This window comes from Bizionia sp. M204 (assembly GCF_023205095.1).
Classification (GTDB): domain Bacteria; phylum Bacteroidota; class Bacteroidia; order Flavobacteriales; family Flavobacteriaceae; genus Algorimicrobium; species Algorimicrobium hallyeonense.
Genome location: NZ_CP046242.1, coordinates 3,042,218 through 3,058,107, shown reverse-complemented (window position 1 = coordinate 3,058,107; position 15,890 = coordinate 3,042,218). Strand labels below are relative to the sequence as shown.

Genomic DNA, 15,890 nt, shown 5'->3' with positions numbered 1-15,890 from the left:
TTATTATAAATTTGCAATCCAAAATAACTACTTTAGTAGTAATTATTTATACAAATTTATCGAAAAAAAACATTATATCATAGATGCTTGAATTTAAAGGAAAATTAGGAATAGAGGATTTTTATAAAGTAATTTTTAAAAATGAACCTATTCAAATAGACAAAGCAGTTCTGGAAACAGTAGAAAATAGCTTCAATTTTTTAAAAGAGTTTTCCGAAAACAAAGTCATATATGGTGTCAATACAGGTTTTGGACCTATGGCACAATATAAAATTGAAGATTCAGAGCGTATTCAATTACAATATAATTTAATTCGCAGTCATGCGTCAGGAACTGGACAGCCTATTGCTCCTATGTACGTAAAAGCAGCTATGCTTGCCCGTTTAAACACCTTATCATTAGGACATTCTGGAGTTCATGTTTCGGTTATAAAACTCATGGCAGAATTAATAAACCGTAATATTACACCATTAATTTATGAACATGGTGGTGTTGGTGCTAGTGGAGATTTAGTACAATTAGCACATTTAGCACTGGTTTTAATTGGAGAAGGTGAAGTGTTTTACAAAGGCGAACGCAAAGACACAAAAGATGTTTTTAAAAGTGAAAATTTAAAACCTATTTCTGTCGAGTTGCGTGAAGGCTTAGCCTTAATGAACGGAACCTCTGTTATGACAGGTATTGGTATTGTAAACACGCTTTATTCACGTCAATTATTAGGGTGGATGACTAGTAGTTCGGCTGCTATAAATGAAATAGTAAAAGCTTATGACGATCATTTATCATTTGAGTTAAACCAATCTAAACGACATGTTGGACAACGGCAAATTGCTGAAAGTATGCGAGAGCATTTACAGGACAGCAAACTAACACGAAAAAGAGAGCATCATTTATACAGTAAAAATGCCGATGTTTCGGTGTTTAAGGAAAAAGTGCAAGAATATTATTCGCTACGTTGTGTACCACAAATTCTAGGTCCAGTTTTAGACACACTTAATTCAGTTGAAAATATTTTAATAGAAGAAGTAAATTCAGCAAACGATAATCCCATTGTAGATGTTGAAAAGAAACATGTGTATCACGGCGGAAATTTTCATGGCGATTATGTATCCTTAGAAATGGATAAGCTTAAAATTGTGGTAGCTAAAATGAGCATGTTATCTGAACGTCAGTTAAATTACCTTTTAAATGCAAGACTAAATGATATGCTTCCGCCTTTTGTAAATTTAGGTAAGCTTGGTTTAAATTTTGGAATGCAAGGGGTTCAGTTTACGGCTACATCTACGACTGCCGAAAACCAAATGCTATCAAACCCCATGTATGTTCATAGTATTCCAAATAATAATGACAATCAGGACATTGTTAGTATGGGAACCAATTCAGCTTTAATTACTAAAAAAGTTATTGAAAACGCCTACGAAGTAATTGCTATTGAGCTGATAACCATTGTTCAAGCCATAGAGTTTCTTGAGGTTCAAGATAGTATTTCCTCAAAAACCAGAAAGATGTATGAAGCCATTCGTGAGCTAGTCCCTGTTTTTAAAGAAGACGTTATTATGTATCCGTATGTTAACCTTGTCAAAGATTTTATCACTAATAATAAAACATAAAGCAATTTTATTATAAAACGAGCATGTTAAAAGCCGCATTGTCTCAAAAAAAGACTAACAGCAAATAACATGTGACATTTAAAAATCATTAAAAACAAAGACATGAAAACAACAGCACTCGTTATCGGCCTACTTTTTTTAGGTATTTTTAGTCATGCTCAACAATTAGCATTAGCTAATGAAAAAGGCGACTTTGGTTATATTACAAAAACTGGAACTTGGCAAATTAAGCCCCAATTTAAAGTAGCAAAAAACTTTTCTGATGATTTAGCCGAAGCCTCTTTAGATAAAAAAACTTGGGGTTTTATTAATCGAAAAGGAGAATGGGTTATCCAACCACAATTTGACAAAACTAAAGCGTTCAACTCTGGAATAGCCGTTGTTTTAAAAGATAAAAACTGGATGTACATCAACAAAAAAGGCGAACAAGTTTTACAAGACGTTTCTACTGATAAGGTTTACGATTTCGAAAATGGGTATGCTATTTTCAGAAAAGAATCTGGTGTTGGATTTATAAATACCAAAGGAGAAATAGTCGTAGAACCAAAATTCACCAAAGCTTTTAATTTTGAAAATGGTTCCGCCAAAGTATTAGAAAATGATAAATGGGGGCTAATTGATGCTACCGGAAAATATGTGGTTAAAACAGAATATGATGGTATTAGCAACGCATACAACGGACAAATTGTAGCTAATATTGGTGAACGCTACGGACTGATTATCAATGGTGAGTTTAAAGAAGTGTCTGGAGCTGAAAAAATTTGGGATTTTTCAAATAATAAAGAAAACACCTATGCAAAAAAGGATGGCAAAATAGGTTTCATTAACACAAAAGGAGAATGGATTATAGAGCCAAAATTTGATAAAGCGCGTGCGTTCTCAAATGGACTAGCCCCCGTTAACGAAGGTAAAAAATGGGGATATATTAACACCTCTGGCGAGATTATTATTCCGCTTCAATATAAAGATGCTGAAATTTTTAGCGCAAGTGGTTTAGCGCCTGTTACAACAGGTAAAGAATGGGGTTTTATCAATAAAAAAGGGGATTTAGTAATTCCTGAAGACTATGAAATTACAGCTGGTGGGTTTTCAATTTTTTCAAAAAACAACCCAAAAGGCTTTATTGATGGTCTTGCTCGTGTTAAAAAGAAAAAATCTTGGACATACCTAACAACAAAAGGCGAGCCGTTAAATAACTTATGGTTCGAAAATTTAGAATTATTTTACTAGTTTGAAAACACAAACTAACAATAGCCTGAAAAATACAAATACATGAAATGTGCTTTAATTACTGGTGGTTCTCGAGGAATTGGAAAAGCAATTTGCAAACAACTTGCAGAAGATTCGGATTACCATATTTTAATAAATTATAACAGTAACAAAACAGCTGCATTGGAAACCAAAGCAGACATTGAGTCTCTAGGTAAAACAGCTGAAATAATCCAATTTAATGTTACAGATGCCAATCAAGTAAAGTCTGCTTTAGATACATGGCAAGAACAAAATAAAGACGCCATAATTGAAGTTATTGTTAACAATGCCGGAATTACAAAAGATGGTTTATTTATGTGGATGCCTCCCGAAGATTGGCAAGATGTGATAAATACGTCCTTAAACGGATTTTATAATGTAACCAACCATTTAATTCAAAAACTGTTGCGTAATCGCTATGGTCGGATAATCAATGTCGCTTCAGTTTCTGGTGTTAAAGGTACAGCTGGGCAAACCAATTATTCGGCAGCAAAAGGCGCCTTAGTAGCTGCTACCAAAGCATTGGCTCAAGAAGTTGCTAAACGAAATATTACTGTAAATGCAGTAGCACCTGGTTTTATAAAATCGGATATGACAGCCAATTTAGATGAAAAAGAATTAAAGGGCATGATTCCTGTAAATCGTTTTGGCGAACCGGAAGAAGTAGCTTATGCCGTATCCTTTTTAGCATCAAAACGCGCATCGTATATAACCGGTGAAGTTATTAATATTAATGGAGGGATTTACTCTTAAACGTTTTATAAAATGAGAAGAGTTGTAATTTCTGGAATGGGTATTTATTCCTGCATAGGCGAAAATTTAGAAGCTGTAAAAAAATCATTGTATAAGGGTGAATCTGGAATTATAGCTGACAATGAACGTCTAGAATTTGGCTACCGTTCTCCATTAACTGGAATGGTAAAACAACCAAATTTAAAAAATTTATTATCGCGCAGACAGCGAATTAGTTTAGGCGAAGAAGGCGAATATGCCTACATAGCAACTCTGGAAGCGCTTGAAAATGCGAAAATAACACAAGATTTTTTAGACAAAAACGAGGTTGGAATTTTATATGGAAACGATAGCACAGCAAAATCTACTGTAGAAGCCGTTGATAAAATACGCGAAAAAAAAGACACGACTTTAGTTGGTTCTGGTGCTATTTTTCAAAGCATGAACTCGTCTGTAACCATGAATTTATCCACCATTTTTAAATTACGAGGTATAAATTTTACAATCAGTGCCGCTTGTGCTAGCGGATCTCATTCCATTGGAATGGCATATCAGCTAATAAAAAGTGGACTTCAAGACTATGTTATTTGCGGAGGCGCTCAAGAAATAAATGCCATTGCCATGGGAAGTTTTGATGGATTAGGTGTTTTTTCTGTAAATAGTGATCCCAAAAAAGCATCCTGCCCCTTTGATAAAAATCGGGATGGATTAGTTCCAAGTGGTGGGGCAGCAACACTTATTTTAGAAACCTATGAATCTGCTGTAAAACGCGGAGCTACTATATATGGCGAAATTATTGGCTATGGGTTTTCCTCCAATGGCGATCATATTTCAACACCAAACGTAGATGGTCCAGCACGTGCTATGAAAATGGCCATTAAACAAGCAGAAATTAAAGCATCAGACATTGAATATGTTAATGCTCATGCAACCTCAACACCTGTTGGCGATGCTAATGAAGCGTTAGCTATCCTTGAAGTTTTTGGTGAAAACGGACCCTATGTTAGTTCAACTAAATCCATGACAGGACATGAATGCTGGATGGCTGGTGCAAGTGAAGTTTTATATTCTATTTTAATGATGCAAAATGATTTTATTGCACCCAATATAAATTTGGAAGAACCGGATGAAGCTGCAAGTAAATTAAATTTAGTTAACAAAACGTTAAACAAAAAATTTGATGTATTTTTGTCTAATTCATTTGGATTTGGCGGAACAAATTCAGCTTTAATTATAAAAAAATAATTTTGTGGAAATGACTAAAGAAGTTATTATTGAAAAAATAAACGACTTTCTTATTGATGAGTTTGAAGTAGAAAGCGATGATATTTCTCCAGAAGCAAACCTTAAGAACACCCTAGAACTTGACAGCCTAGATTTTGTAGATTTAGTAGTTGCTGTCGAATCTAATTTTGGTGTAAAATTAATTGGTGAAGACTTTGTAAACGTTACAACACTTCAAGATTTTTATAATCTTATCGAACGAAAGTTAAGCTAACCATATTACATTTTTATGGCTACAGAATGGCAGGGAAAATCAAGAGGAACCGTTCTTGGATATAAAATATACGTGTTTATTATGAAGCATTTAGGCATGGGAACTGCCTATCTTGTGCTTTATTTTGTAGCTGCCTATTTTTGTTTTTTTTCTAAAGATAGCACCAAAGCTATTTATTACTATTTTAAAAATCGTTTAAAATATTCGTCCTTTAAAAGCTATAGAAGCATCTTTAAAAGTTACTATGTCTTTGGACAAACGATTCTGGACAAAATTGCTATTTCATCTAATTTGAGTGATAAGTTTACCTATGAGTTTGATGGCGCAGAAACCATAACTGAAACCCTTAAAGAAAAAAAAGGTGGCATTTTAATTAGTGCTCATGTTGGTAATTTTGAAATATCTGAATACTTTTTTAATCAACTAGAAGACAATGCCTCCATTAGTTTATTAACAACCGATGTAGAGCATACAGCCATAAAAAATTATTTAGATAGTGTTCGTGAAAAATCAAGCATCAATCTGATTATTATAAAAAACGATTTATCACATATTTTTGAAGTCAATGCCGCATTAGCAAGAAATGAAATAGTATGTATCACTGGCGATCGCTACACAGAAGGAACCAAGCATTTAACAGAAACCTTATTAGGTGAACCTGCTAAATTTCCAGCAGGCCCTTTTATGCTAGCTTCCCGGTTAAATGTACCGGTGTTATTTGTTTATGTTATGAAAGAAACAAATAAGCATTATCACTTATATGCAAGACGCTCTCAAGCTAAACACCGTGATGCACAAGGACTTTTAAAAGAATTTACGGAAAGTGTTTCATGGATGTTACAAAAGTATCCGTTACAGTGGTTTAATTATTTTGATTTCTGGGATTCAAAAAACGCATAACATGAAACAGGTTTTAGTCATCTATTATTCGCAATCAGGCCAACTAACCGAGATTTTGAACAATATTGTTGAGCCCATGCAAAACAAAGAAACGGCTTTCACCTATTTAAATATTGAAATGGAAGAAGCCTTTCCATTTCCTTGGAATAAAGAACAGTTTTTTGGCGTATTCCCGGAAACCTTTCGCCAAGAACCAAGATCTATAAAGCCCATTCCAGATGCTATTTTAAATAAAAATTATGATTTAATTTTATTTGGATATTCAGTCTGGTATTTAACACCATCTTTACCAACCACGTCGTTTTTGGCTACTCCAGAAGCTAAAAAACTTTTTAATAACACACCTGTAATTACCGTTATTGGCTGTAGAAATATGTGGATTATGGCTCAAGAAAAAATAAAGCATAAGCTTCACGAGCTTCATGCCAATTTAGTTGGAAACATTGTTTTAGTAGATAGGCATATTAATCATATAAGTGTTATTACCATTGTTCAATGGATGTTTACGGGCGTCAAGAAACGCTTTTTAGGTATCTTTCCCAAACCTGGCGTGTCTCAAAAAGATATTGATGAAGTATCAAAATTTGGTAACATCATCGCAAAACATCTTGCCCAAAATGATTATAAAAAGCTTCAAAATAACTTATTACATATTGGAGCGGTAAAAATTAAACCCTTTCTAATAACTGTTGATAAACGTGCCAATGCTATATTCTCAAAATGGGCACACCTTATCACCACAAAAAGTGACAAAAACACATCTAAAAGACGGTTTTTTGTTAAAATGTTTAATTATTACTTATTAATTGCCATTTGGTTAATTTCACCACTAGTTTTTATCTTATTTTTGTTGACTTATTTACCTTTTTATAGCCAAATAAAAAAAGATAAAGTATATTACGCATCTGTTGCATTAAAAGAGAAGGAAGTTTAAAATGAAGGAAGTATACATTACTAAAATATCAAAATTTTTACCAAATCGTCCCATTAGTAATGATGAGATGGAAGATAAATTAGGAATTATCAACGGAAAAGCGTCCAAAGGACGTCGGATTGTTTTACGCAACAATCAAATTAAAACACGTTATTATGCATTAGATGATAACGGCAATGTAACACATAACAATGCGCAACTGGCCAAAGAAGCCATTATTAAACTTTTTGATGAAAATTTTAAATTTTCAGATATCGAGCTATTATCCTGTGGCACATCAAGCCCAGACCAAATATTACCGTCTCACGCTGCCATGGTTCATGGGTTTTTAAAGTGTGATAATGTTGAAATTAATTCACCTTCAGGCGCTTGTTGCTCTGGAATGAATGCTTTAAAATTTGGTTATCTATCCGTAAAATCTGGCCAGTCAAAAAATGCAATTGCATCTGGTTCAGAACGTATTTCCTCATGGATGAAAGGACATATTTTTGAGAATGAAATTAAACATTTGCAAGCCTTAGAGGACAATCCAATTCTAGCTTTTAATAAAGATTTTTTACGTTGGATGCTTTCTGATGGTGCAGGTGCCTTTTTATTAGAAAACCAACCAAATGGCGACACCCCTTTACGTATTGAATGGATGGAAGGTTATTCTTATGCACATGAATTAGAAGCTTGTATGTATGCTGGAGGTGATAAACTAGAGAACGGTTTTTTAAAGCCTTGGAGTGAATACAGCACAAGCGATTGGAGTGAAAAATCCTTGTTTGCCATTAAACAGGACGTTAAATTATTAAGTGCTAACATCCTTAAAAAAGGTGTTGACAGCCTAAAACGCGCTATAAACAAACACGATTTAAAACCTAGTGAAATAGATTACTATTTACCTCATATTTCATCTCATTATTTTAAGGATAAACTCTACCAAGAAATGGTAGATAATGATGTTGAAATCCCTTGGGAAAATTGGTTTATGAATTTAAGTAAAGTTGGCAATGTAGGTTCCGCATCTATATTCCTAATGTTAGAAGAATTAGCACAATCAGGAAAGCTTAAAAAAGGCGAAAAAATATTGCTTTCTGTTCCTGAAAGTTCTCGTTTCTCTTATGCTTATGCACTTTTAACCGTATGCTAAATAATGGCCACGCACGTTTTACCAGTTACTAATATTACGCATTTAATTCCGCAAAAGACACCGTTTGTAATGGTGGATACTTTAGTTGCTTTTTCTCCCGAAAATTTAGTGTCTAATTTTAAAATTTTAGAAAACAATATTTTTGCTGAAAACGGATATTTATCGGCACCTGGCTTGGTTGAAAACATGGCGCAATCTGTTGCATTACATACTGGATACGATTATTTTTTAAAAGGTGAAGCGGCACCAATTGGCTATATCGGCTCTATAAAATCTATTAAAATTCAACAGCTTCCTAAAATAGATGAAAATATTACAACTAAAGTTACCATCCTTCATGAATTTATGGGCGTCACTATGGTTGAAATCGAAGTGTTAAATGAAGCACACGAGATAATTGCCCAAAGTGAAATGAAAACCATTATTGCAAGCTAATGAGCCTTAGCCATCTAGATATCGCTAAATTTCTACCACATAGACCACCCTTTTTAATGGTGGACCATGTACTTTCTATTGATGATGAGCACGTATCAACTTCGTTCACGATAAAACCAGATTGCATTTTTAATGAAAACGGAGTTTTTAATGAAGCTGGCCTAGTAGAAAATGCCGCACAAACCTGTTCTTCTATTGTTGGGAAAAGCTTTTTTAATGAAGACGACATTGAAGGCAAAGGCACTAAACTCATAGGTTTTATTAGCGCTATCAAAAAAGTAAGCATAAAATCTTGCCCTAAAGTAGGTAATAAAATTGTTACAAGTGCCACCTTAAAATCTCGCTTTGACACCGATGAATATAGCATTTGTACCATAAACTGTATTATTACATTAGAACATATAGAATTACTATCTTGTGAACTAAATTTAGTTATTCAAGAACTTAAATAACTTCGGCATGAAAAAAGATGAAGTTCCACAAGACTCTAGTAATTTAGAATCCGCCAAGCTTAAAGAATTATGCTATGCCGTTGATGAGGATGGCAACTATACAACCGTTAATAGTTCCGGTTGGGACCCAAAAACTATTGCATTAAATCAAGCTATCGAAGAAATTAATGCACGTATTGCAAATGCTAAAAATCGTGTGTTAAAAAAAGAAACGAGTCCTATTGAATATTATATGGAGTTTCATAAAATGGATCTTTCTATTTTAGCTAGTTATGTTGGTATGTGGTCTTGGCGAATAAAACGTCATTTTAAACCAACCGTTTTCAATAAACTTTCTGAAAAAACACTTCAAAAGTATGCCGATACATTTGATGTTTCTATGGAACAATTAAAAGATATTACCAAACATGGAAATTAATTTTACACATCATCAAACAGCTCATTGTGAAAACGGTGTAATTTCCAATTTAATGAAGCATCATGGCTTCCAAATTAGTGAACCTTTAGCCTTTGGTATCGGTTCAGGTTTACTCTATTGCTATATTCCGTTCTTAAAAGTGAATCATGCACCAGCTTTAACATACAGAGCCATGCCTGGTTTTATATTTAAGCGTTTTGCTAAACGTGTGGGTATTGAAATTAAACGTGAAAAGTTTAAAAATCCGCAAGATGCTAAGGCGCGATTAGATCAAAATTTAGAAAATAATAACCCAGTTGGTTTGCAAGTTGGTGTGTATAATTTGGTTTATTTTCCTGATGAATACCGCTTTCATTTTAATGCTCACAACTTAATTGTTTACGGAAAAGAACAGGACAGATATCTGATTAGTGACCCGGTTATGGAAACCGTAACAACCCTAACAGAAAATGAACTTGAAAAAGTGCGTTTCGCTAAAGGTCCTTTTGCGCCAAAAGGACATATGTACTATCCAATTGCCTTTCCTGAAAAATTAGACATTGAAAAAGCCATTATAAAAGGAATTAAACATACCTGTCGTGATATGTTGGCGCCTATGCCTGTTTTAGGAGTAAAAGGCATTCGCCATGTAGCCAAATTAATCCGCAAATGGCCTAAAAAGAAAGGTGTTAAAGTTGCCAACCATTATTTAGGGCAAGTGGTCCGTATGCAAGAAGAAATTGGAACAGGTGGTGGCGGATTTCGTTATATTTTTGCCGCGTTTTTACAAGAAGCAAGTGGTATTTTAAACAATCCTAAATTAGCCGATTTATCAAAAGAAATGACCGTTATTGGTGATTTATGGCGGGATTTTGCTTTAGATGCTTCCCGTATTTACAAAAACAGAAGTGCTAAAGAGGATGCTTACAACAATGTCGCTTCTCAACTGGAAACCATTGCAGATAAAGAAGAAGCATTCTTTAAAAAATTAAAAAAAGCCATTAAATAAGTGATAGATATTCAGCAAATTTCCAAAAAGTATAAAGGCGCCGATAATTATTCGGTGTCTAATTTCGACTTGACCATTGCTGAAAAAGAAATTTTTGGTTTGTTAGGACCAAATGGTGCCGGAAAAACGACTTTAATCTCTATTTTGTGTTCGCTCATTAAACCAACATCTGGTAGTTTTTCAATTGCAGGACTTACCTATCAGAAAAATAAAAATCAGCTCAAGCAAATTATCGGTATAGTGCCCCAAGAATATGCCTTATATCCTTCACTTACCGCTTTTGAAAACCTAAAATACTTTGGAAGCATGTATGGCTTAAAAGGAAAAAGCCTAGACACCAAAATTAATTTGGCTCTAGAGCATTTAGGTTTGCTACAATTTGCTCATAAAAAAATAGACACCTTTTCGGGTGGCATGAAACGACGGATTAATTTAATTGGTAGTGTGCTTCACAATCCAAAAGTCTTATTTTTAGATGAACCAACCGTTGGTGTTGATGTGCAATCAAAAAACGTAATTATCGCTTTTTTACAGGACCTTAATAAAAACGGTACGACAATTATTTACACATCCCATCACTTGAATGAAGCCGAAACGTTTTGTACACGTGTAGCCATTATTGATCACGGTAAATTGGTAGTAAAAGGAAAACCTCAAGAACTCATTACACAACATTTAGGTGCCAATAACCTAGAAGATGTTTTTATAAATATAACTGGAAAAGCCTTACGAGATCATGCATAAACTTTGGGCTTCCACATACAAGGAATTTTTATTACTTACCAGAGATTTTGGCGGTATAGCCATACTTTTTGTTATGCCTTTGATACTAATCATAACCATAACACTTATCCAGGACAGTACGTTTAAATCGGTTACCGACACACAAATACCCATTCTAGTCGTAGATAATGACCAAGGGAATGTTTCTGAAATTATACTAAAAGGTCTGAATGAATCCGGATCATTCCAGGTCATTACAGAAACGGATGAAAACACAGCACGCGATTTGATTTTCAAAGGAAAGTACCAATTAGCCATTGTTATCCCTAAAGATTTGTCCGTAAGCCTATCCGAAAAGGTTAGCCAAAATGTCGATGGAATTATTGCTAAATTTGGTTTAGGAGAAACTTCCGAAACCATGGAAGTTCCTGAAATTGAAAGCAAACAAGTTACCTTATACTTTGATCCAGCTACACAACTGACTTTTAAAAGTTCCGTTAAAAATGGCATTGACAAAATGATTTCAAAAATTGAAACCCAATCCATTTATAAAGCCTTTCAAGAACAAATTTCGGACGATCCAAACGACGTTATATTTGAAACCGATACCTTTATTACGTTTAAAGAAGTATTGCCCACGGATAATGATAAGGAAATGACACCAAACTCCGTGCAGCACAATGTACCTGCTTGGACATTATTTGCCATATTTTTCATCATAGTACCACTATCCATTAATATTGTTAAGGAAAAGAGTCAAGGTACGTTTGTACGTTTACGGACTAATCCAGTTTCATACGCGACAGTTTTAGGCGGTAAAACACTAGTATATTTAATAGTTTGCCTTATTCAATTTATTTTGATGCTCTTAGTTGGCATTTTCCTATTCCCAGCAATTGGTTTACCAACATTGGATATTTCCGGTAGAATCCCGTTATTGTTTGTAGTAGCCACATTTGCAGGATTGGCAGCTATTGGATTAGGATTACTATTAGGAACTATTGCCAAAACACAAGAACAATCAGCACCTTTTGGTGCAACCTTCGTGGTAATATTGGCTGCTCTTGGAGGCGTTTGGGTACCCGTTTTTGTTATGCCAAAAATTATGCAAACTTTATCGCATATTTCACCAATGAATTGGGGCTTAAATGCTTTTTACGACGTATTTTTACGAAATGGATCCTTTCTTGATATTTTACCAGAAATAAGCCTGTTGCTCTTGTTTTTTTTAGCAACAACTATAATTGCAATTATTTACAATGAAAAAAAGAATGCCGTCTAAACAAAAAGAAATTGTTCATACCAGTGAGGTTCGCGTACGTTTTGTTGAAACCGATCCGTTAGGCATTGTATGGCATGGCAATTATATTCAATATTTTGAGGATGGCCGTGAAGCTTTTGGGCGTGCCCATGGCATATCCTATTTAGACCAGAAAGAATATGGCTTTGCAACACCAATTGTCAAATCTAGTACAGATCATAAATTACCATTACGTTATGGCGATATGGCAACGGTTAAAACAATTTACATAGACAGTCCTGCCGCTAAAATGGTGTTCCGTTATGAAATATACAATCAGCACAATCAATTAGTTTGTACAGGTGAAACCACACAGGTTTTTGTAGATAAAATTGGTGAAGGCGACTTATCATTAAACATTCCGCCGTTTTTTACAGCATGGAAACAACAAGTTGGATTATTGGATGGCTAAAGTGTATGTTTCATATAATACTATTATTTCTGCTTTAGGGTTTACTAGCAAAACCGTTGTGGAAAATATTCACAACGAAACATCGGGTTTACAGCGTATTCATGATGCTGCAATTTTACCAAATCCTTTTTATTCCGCATTAATAGATTCTGAAGTTTTGGAAACTGAATTTCAAAAACTAGGCCCAAAATCAGACTTTACCAGATTAGAAAAAATGATGCTTACAGCATTACATGCGGTTATTGCTGATTCTAAAATAGAGTTAACGGATCGTGTAGGCCTTATCATTTCTACCACAAAAGGTAATATTGATGCTTTAGATTCAAACAATCCGTTTCCTCCAGAACGTGCATATTTACATACATTAGGGAACACTATTCGCGATTTTTTTCACTTTAAAAATGATGCCATTGTTGTGTCCAATGCTTGCGTATCAGGTATTTTAGCCGTTGCAATTGCCAAACGCTATATATTACAAAATACCTACGATCACGTTTTTATTGTGAGTGGTGATATGGTAAGTCAATTTATTTTATCAGGTTTCAATTCCTTTCAAGCCTTAAGTAGTGAACCTTGTAAACCTTATGATGCCAATAGAAAAGGAATTAACATTGGCGAAGTTTCAGCAGCTGTTTTAGTAACAAAAAATGATACCAATTTAGTAGAAGAAGCAGTTGAAATTTTAGGTGAAAGTTCATGTAACGATGCCAATCATATTTCTGGACCATCACGAACAGGTGAAGGGTTGTATCGCAGTATAGAATCGGCCTTATTACAATCCGGATTAAAGCCATCTGAAATCGATTTTATTTCGGCTCACGGCACGGCCACACCGTTTAATGACGAAATGGAAGCAATAGCATTCAACAGATCCAATTTACAACAGGTTCCAGTAAATAGTTTAAAAGGCTATTTTGGTCATACCCTTGGCGCTTCAGGTCTTTTGGAAACTATTGTTGGAATGCACAGCCTTAAAAACAATATTTTATACGCCTCAAAAGGATTTGATTCTTTAGGCGTATCACAACCCTTAAATATTATAAAAAGCACTCAAACAGTCAGCAAATTACACACATTTCTCAAAACTGCTTCTGGTTTTGGTGGATGTAATACGGCTGTTGTTTTTAAAAAAATAACCAAATAAACTATGACCAAAAAGCCTATCAGAGCCATTGATGCTGTTCAAGAAGCTGAAAAAATTGCATTTGCACCATTTGTATTTCAAGCCGTTGTAGCTTTAAGAAAACTTGGAATCTTTGACCTTATATTTCAATATCGTAAAAAAGGTGGTATTTCTTTAGAAAATATTGCAAAAGAGCTAAAAATAAGCAACTATGGCATTGGCGTTCTACTTGAAATTGCAGAAAGCTATAATATTGTTAATAAGGATGAAAATAATCAGTTTGAATTAACCACAACAGGATACTTTTTAGCTTTTGACAGAACCGTTGATGTCAATATCAATTTCACTCAAGATGTATGTTATAAAGGGTTATTTCACCTAACCGAAGCCATAGAAACTGGAAAACCAGCAGGATTAAAAGAATTAGGCGATTGGGAAACAATTTATCAGGGACTTTCAGTTTTAAGACCTGATATTCAAAAGGCTTGGTTTGAATTTGATCATCATTATTCTGACGAAGTATTTCAGGAAGCATTAGAATTTGTTTTTAGAAACAACCCAAAAACGATTTATGATGTTGGTGCTAACACGGGGAAATTTGCCATTAGTGGAAGTAAGTATTCAGATTCTGTTTCTATTAAAATGATTGATTTACCAGGTCAATTACAAATTGCACTAAAAAACGTAGAACTAGCCGGGTTTAAAGATCGCGTAACACATCATGAAATAGATTGGTTATCTGAAAACCCGCAATTACCAGTTGGCGCTGATGCCATTTGGATGAGTCAGTTTTTAGATTGTTTTTCAGAAGATGAAATTCTCGTGATATTAAAAGCCTGCGTCGCAGCGGTGAATGACGATGGTGAAGTGCTTATTATGGAAACGTTTACAGACAGACAGCGTTTTGATAATGCTAAATTTATTTTAGAAGCTACATCACTCTACTTTACCGTAATGGCAAATGGAAACAGTAAAATGTACCCGTCCACCGTATTAATGAAGTTGATAGACCAAGCGGGCTTAAAATTAATTGAAGATCGTGCTGTTGGAGAATATCACACTATTTTTGCTTGTAAGAAAAAATAATTTATGACAACTAATTATCACATAACATCCTATTGCCATATTAAGAACCAAAAGGTTTCACTTAATGGGCATGAGGTATTTCATGATAATTCAGAATTGTTTCCCGATTTTATAAAAAATGCTTACAAAGCTTTAGACACCAAATACCCCAAGTTTTTTAAGATGGATAATTTAAGTAAGTTGGCTTTTTTAGCAGCTGATACCCTTCTTAAAAACGAAAATTTAAATCCTGAAAAGGAACACAATATAGCGGTCGTTTTTTCCAATAAGGCAGCCAGTTTGGATACCGACCGTATGCATCAGGAAGCCATTCAAAACACCAGTGATTATTTTCCAAGTCCTGCTGTATTTGTTTACACATTACCAAACATTTGTATTGGAGAGATAAGTATTAAATATAAGCTGTTTTCTGAAAATAGTTTTTTTATCTTTGACAGCTTAAATGCTGAACATTTAGCTAGTTACTCCAATAGTTTATTGGATATGAAAAAAGCCGATCAAGTGCTTTGCGGTTGGGTGAATTTTGATAAAAACCACTACGAAGCTTTCTTATATTTGGTAGCCAAAAATGGGAAAACAGCACATAATAAAAAAGAGATAATAACCTTATACAACACATAATATGGAGGCACTAAAACAAGAATTGAAAGAAAACATTATTGAACAGTTAAATCTTGAAGATATGACAGTTGCTGATATTGGAGATGACGATATGCTTTTTGGAGATGGACTCGGTTTGGATTCTATAGATGCATTAGAATTAATTGTCATGTTAGATAAAAACTATGGTATTAAATTAACAGATCCAAAGGAAGGTCGTCACATTTTTGAATCGGTAAATACCATGGCTACATACATTACGGAAAACCGTTCAAAATAATATTTTAGTTATA

The 15,890-nt window shown here is 34.2% G+C and carries 19 protein-coding genes; all 19 read left to right on the top strand.

Annotated features, from left to right (window positions below; translation table 11 throughout):
- Positions 1 to 83 precede the first annotated feature (83 nt).
- The gene (hutH, locus tag GMA17_RS14055; RefSeq protein WP_248397243.1) at positions 84 to 1,610 is read left to right on the top strand and encodes a histidine ammonia-lyase; all 1,527 of its coding nucleotides are present in this window, start codon (positions 84 to 86) and stop codon (positions 1,608 to 1,610) included.
- Positions 1,611 to 1,712: 102 nt separating this feature from the next.
- Positions 1,713 to 2,840, top strand: coding sequence for a WG repeat-containing protein (locus GMA17_RS14050; RefSeq protein WP_248397241.1), 1,128 nt, complete (start codon positions 1,713 to 1,715; stop codon positions 2,838 to 2,840).
- Positions 2,841 to 2,882: 42 nt separating this feature from the next.
- Positions 2,883 to 3,614: a 3-oxoacyl-ACP reductase FabG gene (fabG, locus tag GMA17_RS14045; protein WP_248397238.1), complete on the top strand. Its 732-nt coding sequence runs from the start codon at positions 2,883 to 2,885 to the stop codon at positions 3,612 to 3,614.
- Between the two features lie 12 nt (positions 3,615 to 3,626).
- Positions 3,627 to 4,838, top strand: coding sequence for a beta-ketoacyl synthase (locus GMA17_RS14040; RefSeq protein WP_248397236.1), 1,212 nt, complete (start codon positions 3,627 to 3,629; stop codon positions 4,836 to 4,838).
- Positions 4,839 to 4,848: 10 nt separating this feature from the next.
- Positions 4,849 to 5,091, top strand: a complete 243-nt coding sequence (locus GMA17_RS14035; RefSeq protein WP_066247504.1) for an acyl carrier protein — start codon at positions 4,849 to 4,851, stop codon at positions 5,089 to 5,091.
- Positions 5,092 to 5,106: 15 nt separating this feature from the next.
- On the top strand, positions 5,107 to 5,991 hold the full coding sequence (locus GMA17_RS14030) for a lipid A biosynthesis acyltransferase (protein WP_248397234.1): 885 nt from the start codon (positions 5,107 to 5,109) through the stop codon (positions 5,989 to 5,991).
- Between the two features lies 1 nt (position 5,992).
- Entirely contained in the window at positions 5,993 to 6,925 is a 933-nt protein-coding gene (locus tag GMA17_RS14025) for a dialkylrecorsinol condensing enzyme DarA (protein WP_248397233.1), read from the top strand.
- A gap of 1 nt (position 6,926) precedes the next feature.
- Entirely contained in the window at positions 6,927 to 8,060 is a 1,134-nt protein-coding gene (locus GMA17_RS14020; protein WP_248397231.1) for a beta-ketoacyl-ACP synthase III, read from the top strand.
- Between the two features lie 3 nt (positions 8,061 to 8,063).
- A complete protein-coding gene (locus GMA17_RS14015) occupies positions 8,064 to 8,495 on the top strand; it encodes a hypothetical protein (protein ID WP_248397229.1) in 432 nt (143 codons plus the stop codon).
- Entirely contained in the window at positions 8,495 to 8,947 is a 453-nt protein-coding gene (locus GMA17_RS14010) for an ABC transporter permease (RefSeq protein ID WP_248397227.1), read from the top strand. The genes GMA17_RS14015 and GMA17_RS14010 overlap by 1 nt, the downstream gene beginning before the upstream one ends.
- Positions 8,948 to 8,954: 7 nt before the next feature.
- Complete coding sequence (locus GMA17_RS14005) at positions 8,955 to 9,365, top strand: hypothetical protein (RefSeq protein ID WP_248397225.1); 411 nt, start codon at positions 8,955 to 8,957, stop codon at positions 9,363 to 9,365.
- Entirely contained in the window at positions 9,355 to 10,353 is a 999-nt protein-coding gene (locus GMA17_RS14000) for a BtrH N-terminal domain-containing protein (protein WP_248397223.1), read from the top strand. The genes GMA17_RS14005 and GMA17_RS14000 overlap by 11 nt, the downstream gene beginning before the upstream one ends.
- Complete coding sequence (locus GMA17_RS13995) at positions 10,354 to 11,097, top strand: ABC transporter ATP-binding protein (RefSeq protein WP_248397221.1); 744 nt, start codon at positions 10,354 to 10,356, stop codon at positions 11,095 to 11,097.
- Positions 11,090 to 12,358 carry an ABC-2 transporter permease gene (locus GMA17_RS13990; RefSeq protein ID WP_248397219.1) on the top strand — a complete coding sequence of 423 codons (1,269 nt, stop codon included), beginning with the start codon at positions 11,090 to 11,092 and terminating at the stop codon, positions 12,356 to 12,358. The genes GMA17_RS13995 and GMA17_RS13990 overlap by 8 nt, the downstream gene beginning before the upstream one ends.
- A complete protein-coding gene (locus tag GMA17_RS13985; RefSeq protein ID WP_248397217.1) occupies positions 12,336 to 12,788 on the top strand; it encodes a thioesterase family protein in 453 nt (150 codons plus the stop codon). The genes GMA17_RS13990 and GMA17_RS13985 overlap by 23 nt, the downstream gene beginning before the upstream one ends.
- The gene (locus tag GMA17_RS13980; protein ID WP_248397215.1) at positions 12,781 to 13,932 is read left to right on the top strand and encodes a beta-ketoacyl synthase; all 1,152 of its coding nucleotides are present in this window, start codon (positions 12,781 to 12,783) and stop codon (positions 13,930 to 13,932) included. The genes GMA17_RS13985 and GMA17_RS13980 overlap by 8 nt, the downstream gene beginning before the upstream one ends.
- 3 nt (positions 13,933 to 13,935) lie before the next feature.
- Entirely contained in the window at positions 13,936 to 14,997 is a 1,062-nt protein-coding gene (locus GMA17_RS13975) for a methyltransferase (RefSeq protein ID WP_248397213.1), read from the top strand.
- A gap of 3 nt (positions 14,998 to 15,000) precedes the next feature.
- Entirely contained in the window at positions 15,001 to 15,618 is a 618-nt protein-coding gene (locus tag GMA17_RS13970; protein ID WP_248397211.1) for a 3-oxoacyl-ACP synthase, read from the top strand.
- Position 15,619: 1 nt separating this feature from the next.
- Positions 15,620 to 15,877 (top strand): phosphopantetheine-binding protein, encoded by a 258-nt coding sequence (locus GMA17_RS13965; protein ID WP_248397209.1) that lies wholly within the window; start codon positions 15,620 to 15,622, stop codon positions 15,875 to 15,877.
- Positions 15,878 to 15,890: the final 13 nt, after the last annotated feature.

Bases quoted from the DNA above. Each gene is read 5' to 3' on its own strand.
- GMA17_RS14030 (WP_248397234.1), top strand. From the start codon at position 5,107: ATGGCTACAGAATGGCAGGGAAAATCAAGAGGAACCGTTCTTGGATAT.
- GMA17_RS14040 (WP_248397236.1), top strand. From the start codon at position 3,627: ATGAGAAGAGTTGTAATTTCTGGAATGGGTATTTATTCCTGCATAGGC.
- hutH (WP_248397243.1), top strand. From the start codon at position 84: ATGCTTGAATTTAAAGGAAAATTAGGAATAGAGGATTTTTATAAAGTA.
- GMA17_RS14005 (WP_248397225.1), top strand. From the start codon at position 8,955: ATGAAAAAAGATGAAGTTCCACAAGACTCTAGTAATTTAGAATCCGCC.
- GMA17_RS14010 (WP_248397227.1), top strand. From the start codon at position 8,495: ATGAGCCTTAGCCATCTAGATATCGCTAAATTTCTACCACATAGACCA.
- GMA17_RS13975 (WP_248397213.1), top strand. From the start codon at position 13,936: ATGACCAAAAAGCCTATCAGAGCCATTGATGCTGTTCAAGAAGCTGAA.
- fabG (WP_248397238.1), top strand. From the start codon at position 2,883: ATGAAATGTGCTTTAATTACTGGTGGTTCTCGAGGAATTGGAAAAGCA.
- GMA17_RS13965 (WP_248397209.1), top strand. From the start codon at position 15,620: ATGGAGGCACTAAAACAAGAATTGAAAGAAAACATTATTGAACAGTTA.
- GMA17_RS14025 (WP_248397233.1), top strand. From the start codon at position 5,993: ATGAAACAGGTTTTAGTCATCTATTATTCGCAATCAGGCCAACTAACC.
- GMA17_RS14020 (WP_248397231.1), top strand. From the start codon at position 6,927: ATGAAGGAAGTATACATTACTAAAATATCAAAATTTTTACCAAATCGT.
- GMA17_RS13985 (WP_248397217.1), top strand. From the start codon at position 12,336: ATGAAAAAAAGAATGCCGTCTAAACAAAAAGAAATTGTTCATACCAGT.
- GMA17_RS14000 (WP_248397223.1), top strand. From the start codon at position 9,355: ATGGAAATTAATTTTACACATCATCAAACAGCTCATTGTGAAAACGGT.
- GMA17_RS13990 (WP_248397219.1), top strand. From the start codon at position 11,090: ATGCATAAACTTTGGGCTTCCACATACAAGGAATTTTTATTACTTACC.
- GMA17_RS13970 (WP_248397211.1), top strand. From the start codon at position 15,001: ATGACAACTAATTATCACATAACATCCTATTGCCATATTAAGAACCAA.
- GMA17_RS14050 (WP_248397241.1), top strand. From the start codon at position 1,713: ATGAAAACAACAGCACTCGTTATCGGCCTACTTTTTTTAGGTATTTTT.
- GMA17_RS14015 (WP_248397229.1), top strand. From the start codon at position 8,064: ATGGCCACGCACGTTTTACCAGTTACTAATATTACGCATTTAATTCCG.
- GMA17_RS13980 (WP_248397215.1), top strand. From the start codon at position 12,781: ATGGCTAAAGTGTATGTTTCATATAATACTATTATTTCTGCTTTAGGG.
- GMA17_RS14035 (WP_066247504.1), top strand. From the start codon at position 4,849: ATGACTAAAGAAGTTATTATTGAAAAAATAAACGACTTTCTTATTGAT.